The sequence below is a fragment of the Paenibacillus sp. sgz302115 genome (assembly GCF_056120445.1).
The window spans coordinates 309,364-329,564 of sequence record NZ_JBVYOK010000001.1 but is presented as its reverse complement, the minus strand read 5'-3'; the positions used below and the strand labels follow the sequence as shown (position 1 = coordinate 329,564).

The 20,201-nt window shown below is 50.9% G+C and carries 19 protein-coding genes; 3 read left to right on the top strand and 16 right to left on the bottom strand.

Features of this window, described 5'->3' with window-relative positions; translation table 11 throughout:
• Positions 1 to 139: 139 nt before the first annotated feature.
• Positions 140 to 2,398, bottom strand: a complete 2,259-nt coding sequence (locus tag AC0LWN_RS01490; RefSeq protein WP_474662875.1) for a WD40/YVTN/BNR-like repeat-containing protein — start codon at positions 2,396 to 2,398, stop codon at positions 140 to 142.
• Between the two features lie 238 nt (positions 2,399 to 2,636).
• On the opposite strand from AC0LWN_RS01490, the gene AC0LWN_RS01485 reads away from it, so the two are divergent.
• Both AC0LWN_RS01485 and AC0LWN_RS01480 read left to right on the top strand, forming a co-directional pair.
• Positions 2,637 to 3,407, top strand: a complete 771-nt coding sequence (locus tag AC0LWN_RS01485) for a HipA family kinase (RefSeq protein WP_474662874.1) — start codon at positions 2,637 to 2,639, stop codon at positions 3,405 to 3,407.
• A 28-nt stretch (positions 3,408 to 3,435) separates the two neighbouring features.
• Positions 3,436 to 4,029: a serine/threonine protein kinase gene (locus AC0LWN_RS01480; protein ID WP_474662873.1), complete on the top strand. Its 594-nt coding sequence runs from the start codon at positions 3,436 to 3,438 to the stop codon at positions 4,027 to 4,029.
• An 83-nt stretch (positions 4,030 to 4,112) separates the two neighbouring features.
• Here AC0LWN_RS01480 and AC0LWN_RS01475 read toward each other — a convergent pair whose 3' ends face one another.
• From AC0LWN_RS01475 to AC0LWN_RS01420, 12 genes are all read right to left on the bottom strand, one after another.
• Positions 4,113 to 4,790, bottom strand: a complete 678-nt coding sequence (locus AC0LWN_RS01475) for an ABC transporter ATP-binding protein (protein WP_474662872.1) — start codon at positions 4,788 to 4,790, stop codon at positions 4,113 to 4,115.
• Complete coding sequence (locus AC0LWN_RS01470) at positions 4,787 to 5,905, bottom strand: ABC transporter permease (RefSeq protein WP_474662871.1); 1,119 nt, start codon at positions 5,903 to 5,905, stop codon at positions 4,787 to 4,789. Before AC0LWN_RS01470 ends, AC0LWN_RS01475 begins: the two co-directional genes overlap by 4 nt.
• A gap of 69 nt (positions 5,906 to 5,974) precedes the next feature.
• Complete coding sequence (locus tag AC0LWN_RS01465) at positions 5,975 to 7,351, bottom strand: sensor histidine kinase (RefSeq protein WP_474662870.1); 1,377 nt, start codon at positions 7,349 to 7,351, stop codon at positions 5,975 to 5,977.
• The gene (locus AC0LWN_RS01460) at positions 7,348 to 8,025 is read right to left on the bottom strand and encodes a response regulator transcription factor (protein ID WP_474662869.1); all 678 of its coding nucleotides are present in this window, start codon (positions 8,023 to 8,025) and stop codon (positions 7,348 to 7,350) included. The genes AC0LWN_RS01465 and AC0LWN_RS01460 overlap by 4 nt, the downstream gene beginning before the upstream one ends.
• A 79-nt stretch (positions 8,026 to 8,104) precedes the next feature.
• Entirely contained in the window at positions 8,105 to 8,923 is an 819-nt protein-coding gene (locus AC0LWN_RS01455; protein ID WP_474662868.1) for an SDR family oxidoreductase, read from the bottom strand.
• 97 nt (positions 8,924 to 9,020) lie between these two features.
• On the bottom strand, positions 9,021 to 9,512 hold the full coding sequence (locus AC0LWN_RS01450) for a MarR family winged helix-turn-helix transcriptional regulator (RefSeq protein ID WP_474662867.1): 492 nt from the start codon (positions 9,510 to 9,512) through the stop codon (positions 9,021 to 9,023).
• A 306-nt stretch (positions 9,513 to 9,818) separates the two neighbouring features.
• Positions 9,819 to 11,012: a metallophosphoesterase gene (locus AC0LWN_RS01445; protein WP_474662866.1), complete on the bottom strand. Its 1,194-nt coding sequence runs from the start codon at positions 11,010 to 11,012 to the stop codon at positions 9,819 to 9,821.
• A gap of 180 nt (positions 11,013 to 11,192) precedes the next feature.
• Positions 11,193 to 11,606 carry a bacteriohemerythrin gene (locus tag AC0LWN_RS01440; RefSeq protein ID WP_458965322.1) on the bottom strand — a complete coding sequence of 138 codons (414 nt, stop codon included), beginning with the start codon at positions 11,604 to 11,606 and terminating at the stop codon, positions 11,193 to 11,195.
• A 430-nt stretch (positions 11,607 to 12,036) separates the two neighbouring features.
• On the bottom strand, positions 12,037 to 12,513 hold the full coding sequence (ybiA, locus tag AC0LWN_RS01435) for a riboflavin biosynthesis intermediates N-glycosidase (protein ID WP_474662865.1): 477 nt from the start codon (positions 12,511 to 12,513) through the stop codon (positions 12,037 to 12,039).
• Positions 12,514 to 12,533: 20 nt separating this feature from the next.
• Positions 12,534 to 13,439, bottom strand: a complete 906-nt coding sequence (locus tag AC0LWN_RS01430) for an NUDIX hydrolase (RefSeq protein WP_474662864.1) — start codon at positions 13,437 to 13,439, stop codon at positions 12,534 to 12,536.
• 128 nt (positions 13,440 to 13,567) lie between these two features.
• Positions 13,568 to 14,431: a cation diffusion facilitator family transporter gene (locus AC0LWN_RS01425; protein WP_474662863.1), complete on the bottom strand. Its 864-nt coding sequence runs from the start codon at positions 14,429 to 14,431 to the stop codon at positions 13,568 to 13,570.
• Between the two features lie 270 nt (positions 14,432 to 14,701).
• On the bottom strand, positions 14,702 to 15,205 hold the full coding sequence (locus AC0LWN_RS01420) for a ferritin (protein ID WP_474662862.1): 504 nt from the start codon (positions 15,203 to 15,205) through the stop codon (positions 14,702 to 14,704).
• Between the two features lie 119 nt (positions 15,206 to 15,324).
• Here AC0LWN_RS01420 and nagZ point away from each other — a divergent pair, with 119 nt between their 5' ends.
• Positions 15,325 to 16,641: a beta-N-acetylhexosaminidase gene (gene nagZ / locus AC0LWN_RS01415; protein WP_474662861.1), complete on the top strand. Its 1,317-nt coding sequence runs from the start codon at positions 15,325 to 15,327 to the stop codon at positions 16,639 to 16,641.
• Between the two features lie 317 nt (positions 16,642 to 16,958).
• Here the strand turns inward: nagZ and AC0LWN_RS01410 are convergent, their stop codons facing one another.
• Genes AC0LWN_RS01410 through AC0LWN_RS01400 form a run of 3 tightly spaced genes read right to left on the bottom strand, consistent with a single transcriptional unit; the run spans position 16,959 to position 20,198 of the window.
• Positions 16,959 to 18,056, bottom strand: coding sequence for an efflux RND transporter periplasmic adaptor subunit (locus AC0LWN_RS01410; RefSeq protein WP_474662860.1), 1,098 nt, complete (start codon positions 18,054 to 18,056; stop codon positions 16,959 to 16,961).
• Positions 18,057 to 18,105: 49 nt separating this feature from the next.
• Positions 18,106 to 19,488: an ABC transporter permease gene (locus tag AC0LWN_RS01405; RefSeq protein ID WP_474662859.1), complete on the bottom strand. Its 1,383-nt coding sequence runs from the start codon at positions 19,486 to 19,488 to the stop codon at positions 18,106 to 18,108.
• Positions 19,485 to 20,198 carry an ABC transporter ATP-binding protein gene (locus tag AC0LWN_RS01400; protein WP_474662858.1) on the bottom strand — a complete coding sequence of 238 codons (714 nt, stop codon included), beginning with the start codon at positions 20,196 to 20,198 and terminating at the stop codon, positions 19,485 to 19,487. Before AC0LWN_RS01400 ends, AC0LWN_RS01405 begins: the two co-directional genes overlap by 4 nt.
• Between the last annotated feature and the right edge of the window lie 3 nt (positions 20,199 to 20,201).

Sequence of the window (20,201 nt, the reverse complement as noted above, 5' to 3'; positions counted from 1 at the left end):
AGCCGGTGGAATTACGATGAATACATCGTCCGGCACCTCCAATGTAAGCGTTTTCTACAATATTCAACAAGGTACAGCAGCAACGAAAAGTGTGCTGCAGCAATGATGTCCGGTATTTTTGAAAAATTTGTGTTTTTGTCTACGATTTGTCTATGATCGTCGAATGAAAGGCCCCGTTCCCGCAAGATACACCAAGCAGCCCCTTGCCCCCGCTGTCCAGAGCAATTCCTTTCCAGCGGACCGCACCCAGATTAGTCTGGTCCCAGGTCTCCCAGTGAATACCGCCATCCCGGCTGCACACCACCTGTGAATCCGTCCCGTTCACCACCATCGGCTCGCTGGCAAGGATCAGCAGATCTTCGCCGTGCTCTCCAGTACCAACGGATAATGCCGAAGCATTGAAAATTTCTCCTTCTGCAGCCGGGTATAGCTTATTCCAGCTCTGGCCGTCATTGCTGCTGCACCACAAGCCTTCCGATATAAAGCCGGCATACATTTTATCTGAACGATTGGGCGAGTAAGCCACTACATTCAATACAGAGGCGGGACCGCTTCGCTGGAACGGAAGTCCTTCGCCTATGGATGCCCAGCTGTCTCCCCCATCCTTTGACTGCCAGATGCCCTCGGTCCATTCGCCAACCAGAATCCGTCCCTCCTGAAAGGGACTTGCCGCCAGCAGTTGATTGGCCCCGCAAGCATTCTTGACCTGATAGACGACTACGGACAGCAGATCGCCTTCAATCCAGCGCTTCTGATGCGGCAGTGCCGCCATATAACCCGGTGGACGAAAAGCCGTTCGGAACCAGGATTCACCTCCATCCACGGAACGGTAAATTCCGGCTCCTGTTGCGACCGGCCCGTCAATATAGGCATAGAAGATGCCGGAGCGCACGCTGTCCTCCCGCAAAGCCTGAACGAACAGCCCCGGACCCAGAGTGAGCACGGCGGTAACGCTCTCTCCGTTATCACCGCTTGCAGCAATACACGCTGTCCGCCCATGGCCGACAAGTCCGTAGAGATAGCGGCGGTGATCTGCTCTAGCGATGACAACGGCGGTGCTGCCTGAATAATCGGGCAGTCCGGGCAGATCGCGGAAGCTCTGCCCCCCATCCTCTGTTACCTTGGGCGGGTGGTCCGCCATTGTAACACAGAATTTGCCCGGCTGCTGCGGAGCAGCGAATACAGCTTCCATGCAAGTCGTTTCCAGTCCCCGGAACTGCCCTGCACGCCACGTCCTGCCGCCATCCTCGCTGACGGCTACTCCGTACCAGTTGGTCAGGTAGAGACGGCCTTCCGTGAAACGGTCCACAATGATTTTAGAGATAGCCCAGCCTGTTGCGAAAGCCCGCGACCCTCCCCCGAAATGGTCCATGTATGCGGGAAATCCGCTAAGATCCTCATCCTTATGATGCTGAAGCAGCTCCCATTGTTCACCTCCGTTTACGGAAGCATACAGCGGAATCGGCGGAACGCCCTTCATATGCGGCCGGAGATCGGGGGCGGTATACCATCTCTGCGGCTGGTGGAGGTCCTGAATGATGGTGCCGTATCTTTGTTCACCTGCGAGCAGTCCGGTCATGGCTTGCTGCCAGGTCCGTCCGCCATCCGCGCTGCTGCGGATGCCCTTCCAGATACAGGCGGCCATCAGGCGCTGCGGATTCCGGCAGTCAAACGACAGCTCGGCGAAGCTGGGGCCTTCATGCAGCAGTGTCCAAGATTCTCCGTTGTCGCTGCTGGCATATAATCTGCCCAGTGTGCCCCTGGGGTGATCCTGAAGCAGCCCAAGCACGCCTTCTTCCCCCACTTCAGCATAGTCCATGTTCAAATCATCGTCGCTTATTGTTCCTGCATACAGCACTCCGGGTATGCCGGGATGGAAAACAACACACCCGAACCGCTCCTCCGGCAATTGAGTCTGCTTCCAGGTCTCCCCTTCGTCCCGGCTTATCCATAAGCCGCCTGTATACCCTCCGGCAGCTACGATCCGCTGGTCAAAAGGATCCGCCGCAATAACCTCACCGTACATCCTTGTCGGCCCGTTGCCATAGAAGCCCATACCTGTGCAGACTTCCCGCCAGTTGTGCCCGCCATCGGCGGATTTGTGTACCGAGCCGTAGAATCTATGGCTCCTCACCTCCCCGGAGCAGCGGAACAGCACCTCCGGGTTATGAGGGCTAATGGCAAAGCTCTGCACTTGATGGTGGTAAGCTTTGGTCAGCCCCCCGTTCCGGGTTTCCCAGGTGAAGCCTCCATCAGAGCTGCGGAAGATCCCCGCCACGTCACAGCGGGCGTATAACACTTCACTTAATGACGGATGCTGGATCAGTCCCGTGATGTAGCCGCCACCGCCCAGCGAAGCCGGGGACCAGGCATGCACCGTATTGTCAGCGTTAGCCATAACGCTTCATTCCTCCTTTCGCACTCTCTTTAAGCTTACCTTCAAGCAGCGGAACCGTGCATCCCCATGAGCAACGAATTCTGCTGCTCAGCAAAGAAGGTTGATTTGATATCTTTTTCAGAAAGATTGGGTTGAAGCAGTTCCTCTTTTTCATTAGGAGCATCTATCTATACCAAAACTCTCTGAGGGACATACACTAGAATAGAATCAAATTGACCCTTTTAGAGGAGGTGGGTTCATGATTCAGGCTGTCAAATATATTACACCACTTATTGGATGGAGTTTGCCTCACTTGATGGAATGCAGCGATGGTAATTTATATGTAGTCAAACTATCAAGTAATCCTCAGGGAGTTCGGGCTCTTGCAAATGAGATGATATCCTGCTGGATAGCAAAGCGGTTGAATCTCCCTGTTCCCGATAGTCAAGTTATCTACATTCACGAGACTGTGAGGAATCATTGCTTAAACTTTGGGTACGATCCAGGACTGGGTCCGCATTTTGGTAGCCGGTATGTTCCTGATTGTACGAACCATCCTACAGATGCAGAACTTGCCGGTTGTATTAACATTACTCAGGCCGCTGAGATCATTGCATTTGACTACTGGTTGGATAACAATGACCGCTATTTGTGGAACGATTCTGCGCAAAATATCCTTGTCTCCAGGGGGGAGTTTCCAAAACTGTGGATGATAGATAATGCCAATATCTTCAATGGACCAAACTGGACGGTGCCGTCGATTTTGAATTCAGTTTCTGTGCATCGCATGTTTTGGGGATCATTGTATGCTAAATTTGTTCCCTTTTTGAAGGGGACTGATTCATTTAGACAAGCAATAGCTAACATCACAGCACTACCCACAGGCGAACTGCTTGAGGTTATGGCTGTAATGCCAATTGAATGGGGGGTTACTCAAGAGGAAATTGCAGCAGTCTCGTATGCATTGAATAGCCGAAAGTGTAATCTCCCTAATTGGCTGAGCCTCCTGCAAGCTAATTTTTCAGTGTGAAAAGGTTATTTCGGAGGGGTGATAAAGTATGACAGACTTCAATATCCAGGTATATCCCGGCGTTCATCGGCCTGGGCTTCCCTATGAGGTACAGTGGTGCAATCCGGCAGGCTTACCCTTTCTTGGGGCGGGCGCACAAGGTGCAGTTTTCCAGCTATCGCCAACTACTTGTGTCAAGGTTTATGCTGATGAGTCCGATGCTCAGCAGGAGGCTGACTCTCTCCTTAGGGCCTCCTCTGCATCGTTTGTTCCCCAAGTATACGAGGTAGGGCAGAACTATATCATTATGGAATTTATTCGGGGACAAGGCATTAAAGTGTTTCTTTCTGTCCAGCAATCCTTTCCTTCTTTTCTTGCTAAAGGATTGTTAACGATGCTTTATGAAATGAAACGAGTTGGATTTACAAGGATTGATTCTGCATTGCGCCATGTATATGTTACGCCCGAGGAACAGATCAAGGTGATTGACCATGTGAATTCGTATAGGACAGTCCAGCCCTATCCGGCAAGAATACTAAGCAGTCTTGCAAATATAGGTTATTTAGCCCCGTTTATTCACTATGTCCAAAAGGAAGATCCAGCGATATACGCTGAGTGGAGTCAAGCATCTATTATTCCTTAGCCATTACAATGCTGCCAAAAAGAAAAACGGATACCGTCCCTATGCAGGCTGGTATCCGTTAATTTTTTTAAGATAGGCTATTCCTACTGTTCAACCAGTACGCCGTCCTTCAAATGCAGCACCCGGTCGCACCATTCCAGCATCCGCTCATCGTGGGTCACCATGACAGCTGCTTTACCTTCGTTCTTCACCTCGTCTGCGATCATTTGCACAACCTCTTTGCCGCGGTTGAAATCGAGGCTGGCTGTCGGCTCATCCGCGAACAGAACCGCCGGCTTATTCATCCACGCTCTGGCAATCGCCACACGCTGCTTCTCACCGCCGGAGAGCTTCTCAGGATAATGGTTCCGCCGCTCCCAAATTCCCAGCCGCTTCAATAGATAGGCTGAGCGCTCCTTTGCTTCCTTGGTACCAAGCTTCGCCAATCTGGCTACGTACAGCAATTGCTCCTCTACCTTCAGATACGGAAGAAGCTGTGCGCTTTGGAACATAAAGCCGATTTTTTGCAGCCGCAGCTCAGTCAAAGCGCCTTTATCCTTGCCCGTCAGCGGCTCTCCGTCGATGTAGATTTCCCCGCTGGTCGGAGTCAGCAGCGCTCCTGCGGCGGAGAGAAAGGTGCTTTTGCCGGTGCCTGAAGGCCCCAGTACAGCAACAAACTCACTATCATTTACAGTAAGATCAAGTTTATTCAGGATGGTTCTTGCCCCATCTCCGTCACCATAAGTGTGGGTCACTTGCTTCATTATCAGTTTGGCGCTCATGCTCCAGTCCTCCCAATCGCTTCCAAGGCGTCTACTTTTGCTACTTTAGCTACTGAAATTAGCGACCCCAGCAGTGACATACCGACAAACAGCACACTGGTCAGCACAATCGTCTGGCCCTCCAGTTGAAATGGCATCGAATCCGGCAGCCCCATATTCATCCCAAAGGTCAGCAGCAGGCTGATCGTCAGACTGGCTACGGAGAGGATCAGCACCTGACCGACCACACTCCAGGCCAAATAGGACATTTTGGTACCCATTGCCTTCAGGATGCCGAACTGGCTGGACTTCTGGATCGTGATCACATAGAAGAATACCGCAAGCACGAACCCGGCAATCACGAACAGGAACACGATCATCATCAAGAGTGAATTCTGTTCGGCAGAATAACCGGGGATGCTGGCAATCGCCTGCTTTTGCGTAATGACCTCCACATTATCCAGCTTGCTTGTGATCTGTGTGGTCTGAGCGGAAGTAGCCTTGAGCGCAATAACATTATAAGGAACCGGCTGGGTCTTGCTGCCTCCCTGTCCTGTACCCTGTCTCATCGCCTGCCAGTCCAGATTGTTGATGTACACGACAGGCGTATGGCTGTAGGAGCTGTCTTTTACAAAACCGGCTACCTTAAAGGTCAGCCCGGAAGCTTGATCCTTAATCACACTGCCGATGCTGATTCCCGACTCTTTGAGCTTCGAATCCACAACGACACTACCCTTGGTTTTATTGGTAATTCCATCACCCTGAACCACCTTTGGCGCAAGCATACCATCCATATCTACTGCAAAAAAAGTAATGTCCGCCTTTACATCGGCGCCATCTGCCGTAATGGTGCTCATTTGCACTGCGAGCGGTGTTGCATTCTTGTCCCCGGTAATCGAACGGGCAGCAGCAAGCTCCGTGTCACTTAATTGGGAACGTCTGAAAGCATGATCAGCGTCACTTTGCACGGCAAAATAGTTTGCGGACATATTTTCCACGGCTGAAATATTGGCATAGGCAAGGCCTCTGGCCAGTCCAGTCACGAACAGGACCAGAAACGAGACCAGCAGCATAATGACCATTATGAGGCTATAGCGTGCTTTGGAGTGCCTCATCTCCCTTATTGATAAAAACATTTAACCACTCCTTCTGCTCTGTATAGACACAGTTTAGAAGGCGAAAATGAACGCAGTATGAATAATAAATTACAAGAGCGGCAGGGTCACCGTGAAGGTTGTCCCTATCCCGGGTGTGCTTGCTGCTTCGATGGTGCCTCCATGCACCTCGATGATTTTACGGGCAATCGCAAGCCCCAGGCCGGTGCTGTTGCTGTCGCGGGTACGTGCCTTGTCTACCTTGTAAAAGCGGTCAAAAATCATCGGCAGCTGATCCGCCGGTATCCCCTCGCCGGTATCCGTTACGGTAACAATGCAGTTGTGATCCGAGATGCGCGCTGAAATGGTAATGGAACCGCCCGCAGGCGTATATTTTACCGCATTGGACACAAGATTCATCCACACCTGATAGAGCAGATTTGAGTCGCCCTCAAGAAAGATATCCGCCACATGCAGCCGTACGGCAAGCTCCTTCTCCGTCAGCCTCCACTCCATAATCTGCACAACCTGGCGCAACTGGGCACGGAGGTCAAAATCCCTCTTATCCAGTGCATTCTCATCATAATCGAGCGACGACAAGGTGAGCAGCTGCTTGCTCAGCATGGATAATCTGCGACTCTCCTCCTCAATGATGGACAGGTACTCCACTCTCTGCGGGTCAGGCACTGCACCGTCCTTAAGCGAGTGGGCAAAGCCCTGAATGGAGGTCAGCGGCGATTCGATTTCATGCGAGACGTTGGCGACAAACTCCTGGCGTGCCCGGTTCGTCCGCTCCAGCTCCCGGCTCATAATCATAAAGTGGGAGGCCAATTGGCCGATTTCGTCACGCCGCGCTGTATAGAGCTTGATGTCGTATCTGCCCTTGGAGATTTTCTTCGTCGCCTCAGTCAGCCGGGTGATCGGTTTCACAACATGAAGGACAGTAATGAGGACAAACAACAGGCTGAACAGAATCGTAAATGCAATCAGCACCGCAAAAAAGATCCGCAGCTCGCCGAACTGTACCTCGGCATCCGGGCGCATAAACATTGCATAGGTCTGTCCGTCCTTATGTATAGGCACGCCTATCGTGTTGCTGAGCTGATTATCGAAGAATCCGGTAATAAAAGCCTTGCTGGGGAAATTCGCCACACCATGATAGATGCCTCCGGCCAGCACCTTTTGCAGCTCTCCCTCTTTCAGATCATATTTGCGGAAGGGCAGGCCATAGGACCGCTCATCGCCCTGGTCGTTCGAGAGATATATTTTGTAGCCCAAATTAGCGGTGCTTAGCAAATATTCCTCCACCGCTTCCGGGTGGTCTCCGATAAACTGCTGCATTTGGGTGGCCATTTTGGTCAGCTTGGCGTCGTTCTGCGGTTTGATTTTGGCCTGATAATAGACATTGGACACAAGAAATCCCAGCAGGCTGCTGATCATAATCACCGAGCAGAACAATATACTCATTCTTACATAGAGCGATTTCATAGGTTCACCAGTTCCACTTTGTAGCCGATGCCCCGCACAGTGCGGATCGTAAAATCATTCTTGTAATCGCTGAACCGGTCGCGCAGGCGTTTGATATGCACATCCACCGTCCGCTCGTCACCCTCGTAATCCGCTCCCCACACCAGCTCGATCAGCTCACTCCGCGTGAACAGACGCCCCGGATACTCCGCAAGCTGGGCGAGCAGCTCGAATTCCTTCACCGGCAGCAAAAGCACTTCCTCACCGCTGCTGATCTCATAATTTTTGCGGTCAATCACCAGTGAATTGAGGCGGATCTTGTCACTGGCAGCCACCGAATACCGGCGGAACAGCGCCTTGATGCGGAACAGCAGCTCCTCCGGCTCAAAAGGCTTGGTCACATAATCATCCGTCCCGCGCAAATATCCCTGCTCCTTATCGCTGAGCTGCTGGCGGGCAGTAAGCAATATAATCGGAATATCATACGTTTCCCGAATATGCTGGCACAGCTCCAGCCCGTCGATATGCGGCATCATCACATCCACAACCGCAAGATCGACCGTGCTCCCCTTCAACTGTTCCATCGCTTCCCGCCCGTCGGCGGCTTCCACAATCAAATATCCATCCCTGGTCAATACATGCCGCAGCAGTGTGCGGATATTCACATCATCATCGGCTACCAATATCTTCTTCATTCCTTCACACTCCCCGAAAAATCCCTGCATAGCTGTCCCCATAGTAGCAACATTGGCTCGATAAGACAACTAAGGGCTGCTATTTCTGGAGCTTAACAAAAGGCAATATGCTCTCCTTGAGCGCAGTTGCAGGCCGTCCCATCAACCGCTGCAAATCCTCTGAGACAGACGCGATATCTATACTCCTTAGAAAATTGTATATCCAGTGCTGATCTGAGGAATCCTCTACGTGAACCACCGGTTTACCGGCAAGCTCTGTCAGCGCCTGCGCCAGGTCGGCAAAGGTCCATGTCTTCGGCGCTGCCAGCTCATAAATCTGCTCTTCATGCCCGCTTCCGGCAAGGATTTGTGCGGTTGCAAGCGCAAGATCGCTGCGGGTAACGGCATTGAACCGCCAGTCTCCGGGTAATGTCGCGAGCACACCGCTGCTTATCGCCTCATTCAGTCCGAGCACACCTACGAAATCAATGTATAGCGCATTCCGCACAAAAGTATAAGCAAGTCCCGAATCGAGGATTGCCTGTTCCGTCTGAGAATGTACATTACCCGCTGCCTTATTGCCATGCTGCGGAAAAGCAAAGCCGGTATACAGGATATGCGCAACTCCAGCCTTCTTAGCCGCTTCCACTACGTTAGTGTGCTGGGTGATCCGGACAGCATCATCCGTATGGGAGCTGGAGATCAGCAGCAGCCGGGATACTCCGGCAAAGGCCTCCTCAAGTGCTTCCGGCACATCATAATCCACTAGGCGAAGCCCGATCCCCTTCTCCTTATAAGCCTTCCCCTTGTCTAGCTGACGTACACCGGCAATGATCCGTTCCGCCGGAATCTTTTGCACAAGCTGTTCTATAATCAATTGTCCAAGCTGGCCTGTAGCTCCGGTAATCATAATTGTCATGTTATTTCCCCGCCTTTAATGTTCATTTAGTTAAGCTATTAACTATTTTCCCAGAGGTGTTTGTTTCGGGATTGTATTGCATTTCCTCCCCCTACAATTATTGCCTGTTCAGTTTGTGCAGCAACACGATCAGTTGTGTTAACTCCTCTGCGTCCAGCCGGTTCATCTCCTCCGCAACGGTTGCGCGGTTCCCGGGAAGCTGCTGAGACAGCAGCGCACGTCCGGCTTCAGTAAGTGAAATGACGGTCTTGCGCCCATCTTGAACGTGCTCAGCCCTGCTAATGTATCCATCCCTCTCCAGCGGTGTCAGCAGCAGGCTGATATTCGCCTTGGTAACCCCGATCCGTCCGGCAAGCACAGAAGGTAGAATGGTTCCGCCCTGCCGCGCAATCTCCACCAGCACACGGATTCTTGCACCATTCAGCCCTTGCGACTGCCAGTATTTCTCGGATACCGCCACCAGATTCGCCGTTGTCTCAACCAGAGCGAAAAATGCCTCATTAGGCGCCGGCAGGTCCAGCACAAGCTGCTGCAAATCGCCGATATCCGCTTCTTCCTTCCCCTTGTTGTCTTCTTGTAATCTGTCCATCGTCATTGTTCCTCTCCATTTAGTTAATAGCTTAACTATATTGAAATAAAGGTAACTTATCCGACGGCGAATGTCAAAGTAATAATCTCTTCTGCTCCATGTAAATAACCCCATCAGCTCTTTTTATAGAGATAATGGGGTTGGTTTCTATAATAAGCTGAAATTTGATTTGCCGAGTCGGCTTTGGTCGTAGCTGCGGGGAATGTTTGGACTTCCGGCCGCTGCCCGCCTGCAGATTTCTTGATTCTGCCTTTTGGTAGGTTCAGCTAATATAGAAGATAAAAAGGCCGAACAGATGCCTGCCTATTAAGCCAGGACAGGGTTGCCGTGAACAGGCTCCTCGCCATATTGCTTGCTGCCTTCCAGCATAATCTCCAGCTTGATCAGCTCGGAGCGGCTGGCCAGACGGATTGGAGGTCCCCAGGTTCCATAGCCGGAGGATACGACTACATGCATGTTATCCTTGCGCAAGTAACCCCAGTCCAGCTCAAACAGCCGTCTGGTAATCCAGTGATTGGGGGCGATTTGCCCGCGGTGCGTATGACCGGAGAGCAGAACATCTACACCCGCCTTGGCTGCCAGATCAAATCCGGTTGGCTGATGGTCCATCATAATGACAGGACGCGAGAGGTCAAGCCCTTCCAGCAAGGATGCCACACTTCTCCGCCCTCCGGCCTCCATGGACTCCGCAGTTTTATCTTTCCGGCCAACAATATAAAGACCTGCCGTTTCCACTACCTCATCCTGCAGCACTTTGATGCCGATACTGTTCATGAGTTCCGTGTACTCAGCGATAGAACCGCCGTAGTATTCATGATTGCCGAGTACCGCATATACACCATAGCGCGCCTTGAGCTGCTTGATCTGTTCACTCATCCTGTTGCGGATGAACGGCTCAATGCTGTCATCCAGCACATCTCCGGCGAGCAGAATAAGATCGGGCTGCATCCGGTTGATTTCCGCAACCATTTTACGCAAATGGCGATTGCCCACGATGTTGCCCAGATGCAGGTCGGAAGCGACAGCGACGGTAAGCGGAGTGCTCGATCCAATGGACTTGCCGATCTGAATCGGATGCTTGCGCACGACCGTACTCCAGGCATTGCGTGAGCCCCAAATCAGGAAGACGGCAAGCAGGACCACCAGTGTTGCTCCAGCCTCAGAAGTAAAGGCCGCACGCTCAACCCCCATCAGCCCCAGCACCCAATACAGCAGATCAGTAAGCGGCAGCATAATAACGGCAAACTCCATGCAAGCCAGATAATAAGAGCCTGTAACCTTGAACAGTCTGCCGATAGGCTTCACAGCCTGCGGCCAGGGAACCATCCCGATCATATAGGCAAAAGCAACGATCAGAAAAACAGGCCAGTATACAGCGGCCGAAATACCGGGCAGCCAATAATCTAGCAAAATCCAAAGATGAAATCCAATGTAGACATTCACAAGTCCCAGCACAAGCAGCATGACCAGCCCCGAAGCGAGCATACGCAGTATTTTCATGATTCCACTCCTTTAGCATGCAGTTTATCTATTCGTTCTACCTCAAATCATAACACAAAGTATTTGACGAGGATTAATTCTGCCCGGGGGATGAGATAAACCTGCCGCTCCACAGCTTCATTCCGTAAAAAAACAAAAAAAAGAAAATGCCCTGCGGCATCTTCATCTTTTATATTCAGGTTATACAGCTTGGTTGCCCTTATTGGCAATGCATTCACCGATCAGCTTATCACATTTGTTAATATGATTGAGCAGCCAGTCCGTTAACGTACGGTTCAGCTTGATTGTGGAAAGTACAGATACTCCCTTAGCCTTGATGCTTTCTTCCAGTTCCAGTACGGTTTTTACAAACTCAGCATGGGTCTTGCGGTGCTCGGCCAGTTCGGGGAAGTCGATCTCCTCCATCAATTCCTCCTCATTGCCAAAATGCTCAAGCGTGTACTCCTTCAGAAACTTCAGGGTCTCTTCGATTTTCTCTTTTCCCTGCTGGTTCGTGCATGCTTCAAAAAACTCGTTCAGCTTCGCAAGCAGCTGTCTGTGCTGGCAGTCAATCCGCTCCACTCCAATTTCGTATGATTCCTTCCAGTTAATCACTGCCCCACCCTACTCTCTACCAAAATTTACATTTGACAAGCTTATCTAATTCTCTACATATCCGCATAAAAGTTCTATAAACAACATCACACGACAACATATAACAAAATATTCGTCTGTAATAAATACAGCTATGGATGGGAATGTCATTTACAAGTAGGCTCGCGGAGGAGTAACATTAGATCACAAAAAAAGCAGCTTTGCTGTTAACTGAAGGAAGAAGGTACACTATGTGGGGCAGATACTTCGGTAAAAACTCTGGAACGCCGTTGTTTACTCGCAAAATCTCTGGAATTGGCTGGAACCTAAATCCCAATCACCCGCTCACTTGGCTCATCATGCTCGTAATCCTGGCAATTATAGTGTACTCTGCATTCACGCACTAGAACGGAGTACCCACCGTTGGCTAAAAAATCAAGCCCGGTTATGCTCATCCCTGCAATAGATCCTCCCGCAGATTCGTCAGAATCTCTCCTAACCAGTTAGTGCCGCGCCAGGTCGCTCTGCTGCGGATACGGCGGTCATCCTCGGCCAATCCAACACCCCAAATCCGATCCGTTGGGCTGGCCTCCACCAATGTAGTCCCCTTAGTACCCAGCAGGATCTGCAGCAGCTCCTCATTCTGAAGGAACTTTTCCTTATTGCCTTGGTAGACAATTTCTTTGCAGTGTTTATCCCACATAGCTTTATTGAAGCCGCTCACCTTCCTTCCCAGTTCCTTCTGCTCTCTGGGGGTTCTGGCCTGTAAAATCTGCTTGGCTATTTCTTCATCCTTGAACAATCGTGCTTTGCCATACATCATATATTGCTCCGCACAATTGAACAGATTCTCCTCTACCGTAAAATTGCAGGGATACCACTGTGAAAATGGTGAAGCACTACGATAAAAGTAAGTAAATTTCTCCATAAAAAACTCTCCATTCTACATTAATTCATATCCCGGTTCATGTTATAGCGGTATAGCTTTGAAGGCCGATGACCGGCATCCTTGGTGAATTCCTCTGTTTCAGTCACGCTGCCCGCGATTTTGCGGCGGAAGGCTGCGGCAAGCAGCTCTTTGCCCAGAATGATCTCATAGACCCGCTGAAGCTCGGACAAGGTAAACAGCGGCGGCATCAGATTGAAAATAATGTCGGTATATTCCACTTTGCCGCGCAGACGTTCGATGGCATATTGAATCATCTTCAAATGGTCGAAGGCGAAGCCGTCATTCTCGGTAATCTCACGTTCAACCCGCCGTACGTGGCCTTGAACGGTTTCCGTAATTTTAACCGCACCTGTCAAGGTTGTGCTCTCGTTTGTCAGGGTAATGCGTATCCGCTGTTCCTGCTTATAGCCGTTCACCTGCTCCTCGCGGCTGGTCTCAAGCACATCATAGGCGACCTTGAACCAATCCGCAGCGTCAGCATCATCTCCTGCTCTCACATTCAGTGCCGTGCGGTCAACCAGCGCCATGTAAGCGCTGCTGATGACACGCATCCGCGGATCACGCTGAACATCGCCCCACGTATAGAGCTGCTCCATGTAAATATTATCGATGTTCGTCTCAGTGAACAGCTCCCGGCGGGCAGCATCCTCCAGGCTCTCATCCACAGAGACGAAGCCGCCCGGCAGCGCCCATTGTCCCAGATAAGGATGCTCCCCGCGCTGAATCAGCAGAAGCTGCAGAGATTTCTCGGACAGCTTGCGGTAATTGTTCTGCTCCTGCTCCATGACGGTAAAAATAAGCATATCGACGGTAACGGACGGACGCTCATACATCCCGGGATTATATTTTTCTAAATATTGCTGCTCGGTTAAGCCGTTTCGGTCAGTTTTTGCTCGTTTGGACATACGCAGACTCCTTTGCTTTCATTTTTCACCCTCAATTATTATCATCATGTTATTATCATAATGTTATTATAGACAAAGTTAATCCGCAGCACAACAAAAAAAGCCTGATTCCTCAGGCTTCGGTGCATCTACACAGGCTCTATATGAACAAGAACATTCGCCACCTGGTGCCGGTCCTTCAACTGACCTTCAATCTCTTCGGTAATGTCATGGCTCTGGACTACATTCAGTGTGGAATCTACCAGCACCGTTGTATCAACCAGGACATTATTGCCGTGTATCCGGGCTTTGATATCCTTAATGGATTCAACACCATCAACTTCAGCCACAGTCTGCTTCATCAGCTCCAGCTCTGAGGCATCAAATCCGTCAGTAAGATCATGAGAGGCCTTGCGGAATATATCCCAAGCCGTCTTGCAGATCAATAGTCCGACTATCGTACCAGTCAGCGGATCAAGCCAAGGCAGACCAAACTGTGAGCCGATAATCCCGATAAAAGCGCCGATACTTACAAGCGCATCCGAGCGGTTATCCTGTGCTACTGCCTGCATCGCATTGCTGCTCAGCGCTCGGGCCAAACGAATGTTGTAAAGGTACACTGCGAGCATAACCAGGGCACAGCCTGCGGCCGTCCAAGCGGCAATGAGATCAGGCGTTTCCAGCGCGGGTTGAAAAAATTTGTTCGCACTCTGGTACAGAACCTGGATTCCTACAGCAATCATGATAAAAGAAGCAACCAGCGCAGCTATGGTCTCTGCTCTGTAGTGGCCATACCCGTGATTGGAGTCAGGCGGTCTTCTCGAAATCCGGAGTCCGACCAGAATCGCAATCGACGCTATAATATCCGTACTGTTGTTCAGTCCGTCGGCAAGCAGCGCCTGCGATCCCGAGACAGTTCCGATAAATAATTTGACGGCAGATAGCAGTATGTAGGCAAATAAGCTTAGCCAAGCTCCTTTTTCACTCTGTTTGATGTCGCTGTAGTTATCCAAAAAAAGAACCTCCAAAAAATAGTATACCTCCATACTACACGCTGACCTCCAGGTGGGTCTAGAGAAACAGTGTTGCCAGACAGCGCAAGTGTTAACCCTGCCAAATAGAGTTGGAAGACAGGAAGTGTTTTGCGGATCGTAACATTGTTTGCCTCCGTTCAACTTTCACTATAAAATGAAAAAACGGATACCCTCCCCTAAAGGAAAGTATCCGTTCCGGCTGCAAGCTGCCGGGTTTGAGCGGCTCCAAAGAGCTGCTGGTTCAGTTGCTTATTCGGCTGGAGCAGTGAATGTGCGGGCCGCAAATTCTGCATCCAGCATGTAGAAGGCGTTGCTGTCGGTTTCGATACGTTTCAGCTTGGCGATAATATTGCTGAACAGCGCTTCTTCTTCAACCTGCTCATCAATGAACCATTTCAGGAAATAGATTGTCGCATGCTCGCGTTCATCCAGCGCCAGGTCAGCAAGATGATAGAATCGTTTGGTGTTCTGCTGTTCATGGGCGAAGGCATGCTCGAACGCATCCAGCATCGAGGTATATTCATTTTTCGGCTCAGGCAGTGCCGCCAGGGTCGCACGGTAGTCGCGGTCATTAAGGAATCTGTAGATCTTCATCGCGTGAAACCGTTCCTCTTCGGCCTGAATCAAGAAAAAGTTGGCGAAGCCATCCAGACTTTCACCGGAACAATACGCGGCCATCGCCAGGTACACATGGGCAGAGTAAAACTCAAAGTTCATCTGTTCGTTAAGCGTGTTCACCAATTCTTCTTTCATTGACACGTCACCTCATCCTATTAATTTGTAATTACAGGCGGTAAGCCTTTATGTAAAAGTCCCCTTTATCTTAACATTAGTGCTTGTTATTCAGCAAACGAATGGAGGAGTATTTTCAAATGAACGGGGCAAAATATAAAGCTCTCATTTCGGCTGTGGCCCTCACCAGTCTATTCCTGATTGGCGGCTGCAGCGGCAGCGCAAATTCCAATAACGCTTCGCTTGGTGAGGCAGTGCCCCAGCAGACTGTTGCTCCGGCGCCTTCTCCTTCCAAATCCGCTCTTCCAGCTCCGGTAGATACAGTATCTCCCACTGCTGACGGCTCCACCGAAAGCGTTGCTCAAGAGGCGATCAAAGAGCAAATAACCGGTATGACACTGGAAGAAAAAATTGGTCAGATGCTTCTTGTCGGCATTGAGGGTACAGTCCTTGATGAGCAGGCCAAAAAGATGATTGCTGAAGACAAGGTCGGCGGAATCATTCTTTATGCGGATAATATTAAATCCCTGAAGGGCATGGTCAAGCTCACCAATGACCTGAAGAAGAGTAATGAGGGCAATCCCGCCCCTCTCTTCATCAGCGTCGATCAGGAAGGCGGCAAGGTCAGCCGGATGCCTGATGAATACGCCGTGATCCCCGCAAACGGAAAAGTGGGCGCGGCCGGCAATGCCGAGGCTGCAGGTACGATGGGCAAGCTGCTGGCCAGGGAGGTGCTGTCCGCCGGCTTTAATATGGATTTTGCTCCGGTGCTTGATATTAACAGCAATCCGGACAATCCGGTGATCGGCGACCGCTCGTTCGGCAGTACCGCAGGCCGGGTAACCGAGCTGGGCATTGCCGAGCTGAAGGGAATTGAGAGCGAAGGCGTGATTCCGGTGGTCAAGCATTTTCCCGGACACGGTGATACCTCTGTCGATTCCCATCTGGAGCTTCCGGTCGTGAAGAAAACAACAGCTCAACTGGCGAAGCTGGAATGGCTGCCCTTCCAGGCTGCGTTCAAGGAGCATGCGGATGCAGTCATGGTGGCGCATATTCTTTTTCCAAAGCTTGACCCCGAGCGACCAGCTTCCCTATCCAAGGTGATCATCGGAGATCAGCTTCGCGGAGAAATGGGCTTCAAGGGAGTCGTCATCACCGATGATCTGACCATGGGGGCTATCGCCAAGAACTACAGCCTGGCTTCCACCGCAGTGGATACGGTACTTGCCGGAAGCGACATTCTGCTGGTTGCCCACGAGTACAGCAATGAGCAGGCGGTGCGAAAGGCGCTGCTGTCTGCTGTGGGAAGCGGCGCGATTCCAGAATCAAGAATAGATGAGAGCGTCTACCGCATCCTGTCACTCAAGCACAAGTATCAGCTCACAGACAACCCTGTCGCCGTTCCCGACCTTACACAATTGAACCAGGACATTAAAGCCTGGCGCAAAAGCCTATAAATCTTTCCGTTAATCCTCTAGAAAAATAAATCAGCCTGCTTCAGCGGGAACCGAATTCCCGTTGAAGCAGGCTGACCCAAGTGGAAAAACTCCCACTAATCACAGACGATCCTCGTCCCGGAGGACTTTAGTGGGAAAAAGGATAACTAATCCGGAGTCGTAGACCGAATTATGGTTATTTCCTTCTGAATAGTTGGAGTAATTCCACTAAAAGTCTCCGCTAAACTGAATTCACCACATTTAGCTGGAGCAATTCCACCTACGCTTTTCCCGCAGTGCATATCGAGCTTCTTCGGCTATGCTGCACCAAGCCAGAGCTACTGCAGAACTACAGTGTCTCCCGGCTTGAGTCCAGAGACAACCTCAGTCTTCTCTGTGGTTTCAATGCCGATCTTGATCTCCTTGCGTTCATACTGGCCATTTCCCTTGTCCAGCATGACAAAAGCCTTGTCTCCCTCGTGAATTACGGCAATGCTGGAGACTACAGTGGCTTTTTCCTTGCGTAATGTCTCGATATCCCCGCTAAGGCTGAGACCACCGATCAAATGCTCTTCCGGCTGCAAAGAAATTACCACCTCGAATTGCGGCACTTGTCCAGCCGTGTTCTGGCCGGTGGTGGTTGTGGCAAATTTCGAGACCTTGGTCACCTTGCCTGCTATGGTTAAGTTCTTCATGGCAGTCATTTTCACCTTAACCTGCATGCCCTGCTTGATGCGGAAGATGTCCTGCTCTCCCACAAGAGCGATGAACTCGAGCTTGCCCAGGTCAACAATTTTACCGATGTATTGATTGTCCGTAACCATTTGAGGACGTTCGGTGCTGCTGTCATACAGAAAAATTCCGGTCGCAGGAGCATGGTACACAGCGGTTTTGAGCTTTGCTTTCTTGTCGGCAAGCTCCCGCTCCTGGATGGCGGAATTTGCCTGATTCAGTTCATCTGTCAGACGTGCTGTCTCCTGGGCTGCAAGTGCCTTCAGCCGTTCTGCTTCAGTCCCTATCGGAGTCGCTGAGGTATCTTCCTGCTGGCTGACAAAGGTATTCAGCTCCGCCTCCAGCTTCGCCTTGTGGATGGCTGCCTCTGTTGTGGCAATCTCATTTTTCAGGGTCGACTCATCCAGCGTGAACAGCACATCCCCTTTTTTCACCTGTCCGCCGTTCTCCACCTTCCACTTTGTTACCTTGGATGCATACGGTGCATAGACCAGCGTTTCCTCCTGATATTTCGACTTTCCTTTGACCTGAACAGTGCTCGTAACCGTCTCCTGGGTAACAGGGAAGCTAATCACCTGCGGAGGTTCTACAACAGCCGCCGGCTCTTCTCCCTTAAAGACTTTGGTGTACAGGAGATAGCCTGCAGCAGCAATGATTCCGACGATGATAATCCACTTCACGGTCCTCTTTATAATCCTTTTCATTGTTTCTGCTTCCTTTCAACTGGAAATACAAGAAAGTATAAGTTCATGGCTAATCACGCTTAATCGCTGTGAGCGCATCCGTCCTGGAGGCACTGATCGCCGGATAGATTCCTGAGAGGACTCCGGTCATAATCGCGAACGCCAAACCAATCGGAATCGTCACCAGCGGGATGAAAAAGGATAGGCCATCCCCTGAACTGCTCACGAGCTTATTCAGTCCCATGATGATCAGGTAAGAGAAAAGCACACCCAGCAACCCGCCCAGCAGTCCAAGCAGAGCCGCTTCCGTGATGAACATATTGCGGATCTGCCTCATATTGGCGCCGAGTACCTTCATAATCCCGATCTGCCGCCGGCGCTGATGGGTTGACATGGTCATGGCCACGATAATCGAAATAGAAGCAATGACAAGGATGAATACGCCGATGCCAAGGGCCGCCATTTTGATCATATCAAATTGCTCTTTAAGCTGATCCATTTGGTACAGATTGTCGTTCGCATTTAATGAGAGCTTCTTAATCAGCTCTTCCACCCGTTTGATGTTATCCATGCTGTCCACCTTCACGGTGATGGAGCTGTAGCTCCCTTCTTCCACGTTTTGAACGGTTGCGTCGTTATTGAAGCTTAGCTCCTTTTGGAGCTGCGCGGCTGTCTCCAGAGACACATACATGATCTTATCATAGGTTGCCCGGTCATCACTTGTTCCTGATGGACTGGCCAGAATCCCGCTCACTTGGAGCGGAGAACTAAGCTTGACCACCGGCTGCACGGAAGACGAGCTGTAATCCTGGGCCTGCAGTTGAACCTTCTGACGGTACATCTCTGAAGGCACCACCATGAGGTTGTTGTACTGGTCCATGGCCTCCTGGTTGAAGGGATCATTGTTCAGCGTTTCGAAAATCTTCTGCCGGGTCTCAAGGTCCATCAAGCCCAGTGTCGCCCCGTGGTTCAGGACAACCATGCCCGTAACGTCCGACGGTCCGCCTTGCTTGAAGTGCTTATCATATTTGGTCAGCATGCGCAAATCCGTTGCGATAACCTGAACGTCCGTGATCTTGTTATCAACGGTAAGCATCTGCATATAGCCCGTATCCTGAAAAGGTGCTGCGGCAACCACGTGATTGAGGCCCTGTATGATCTTCATCTTCTGGAAGGTCAGCTTGCCGGGATCAAGGTTGCTGCTCGTGCCTGAAGATGAGCCGCTGCTGCCTTTTGAAGAAGGAATGCCGCCGCCCGGAGTGACCGTAATTTCATCCATCTTGAAATTACGGTTCACTTCATTGGTCACATAGACCTGCGCGGATTGTCCGATGCTTAGTGCTGCGATAATCGCGGCGCAGCCGATGGAAATCCCGGCCATACACAATCCGGTAACCACCTTGCGCCGCTTGACCTGATCCCAGGCCATGCGGGAAATATCCCTGATTTTCACGGATTCCCCTCCTCTGCGAGCTCCGTTTCCACCGCTGTCTGCTGTCCGTTAATCAGATATCCGTCACGAAGCGAGAAGGTACGCTGCATTTGATCCGCTACTTCCTGCTCGTGGGTTACAACTATAAATGTGGTCTTCATCGTTTGGTTCAGCTTCAGCAGAATGCTGATGATTTCCTCCTCCGTTTTGGTATCCAGGTTCCCGGTAGGCTCATCCGCAAAAATGACGGAAGGCTCGGTAATCAGCGAGCGGGCAATACTTACACGCTGCTGCTGTCCGCCCGATAGCTGTGAAGGGAACAGGTTCGCCTTGTCGGGAAGCCCCACCTGCTCCAGCAGGGCCAGCGCCTTCTGCTTGCGGATGGAGGGAGATACCGACTGGAATACCAGCGGCAGCTCTACATTCTCCCGTACGGTAAGACTGGTAATCAGCTCGTACGCCTGAAAGATAAATCCGATGTGCTTGCGGCGGAATTCGGCAAGCTTGTTCTCGCCCATCCGCACGATATCCTGATCGGCAATGTAAATATGGCCTTCGGTCGGCTTCATGAGACCAGCCATCAAATTCAGCATTGTAGATTTGCCTGAGCCCGAGCTGCCCAGGAGGGCAACCATCTCACCCTGCTTAACGCTAAAGCTGATTTCATGAAGGACCTTGGTCCATTCATTGCCGGTCTTAAAGGAATGTGTAATTTTATCGACTCGCAACATAAA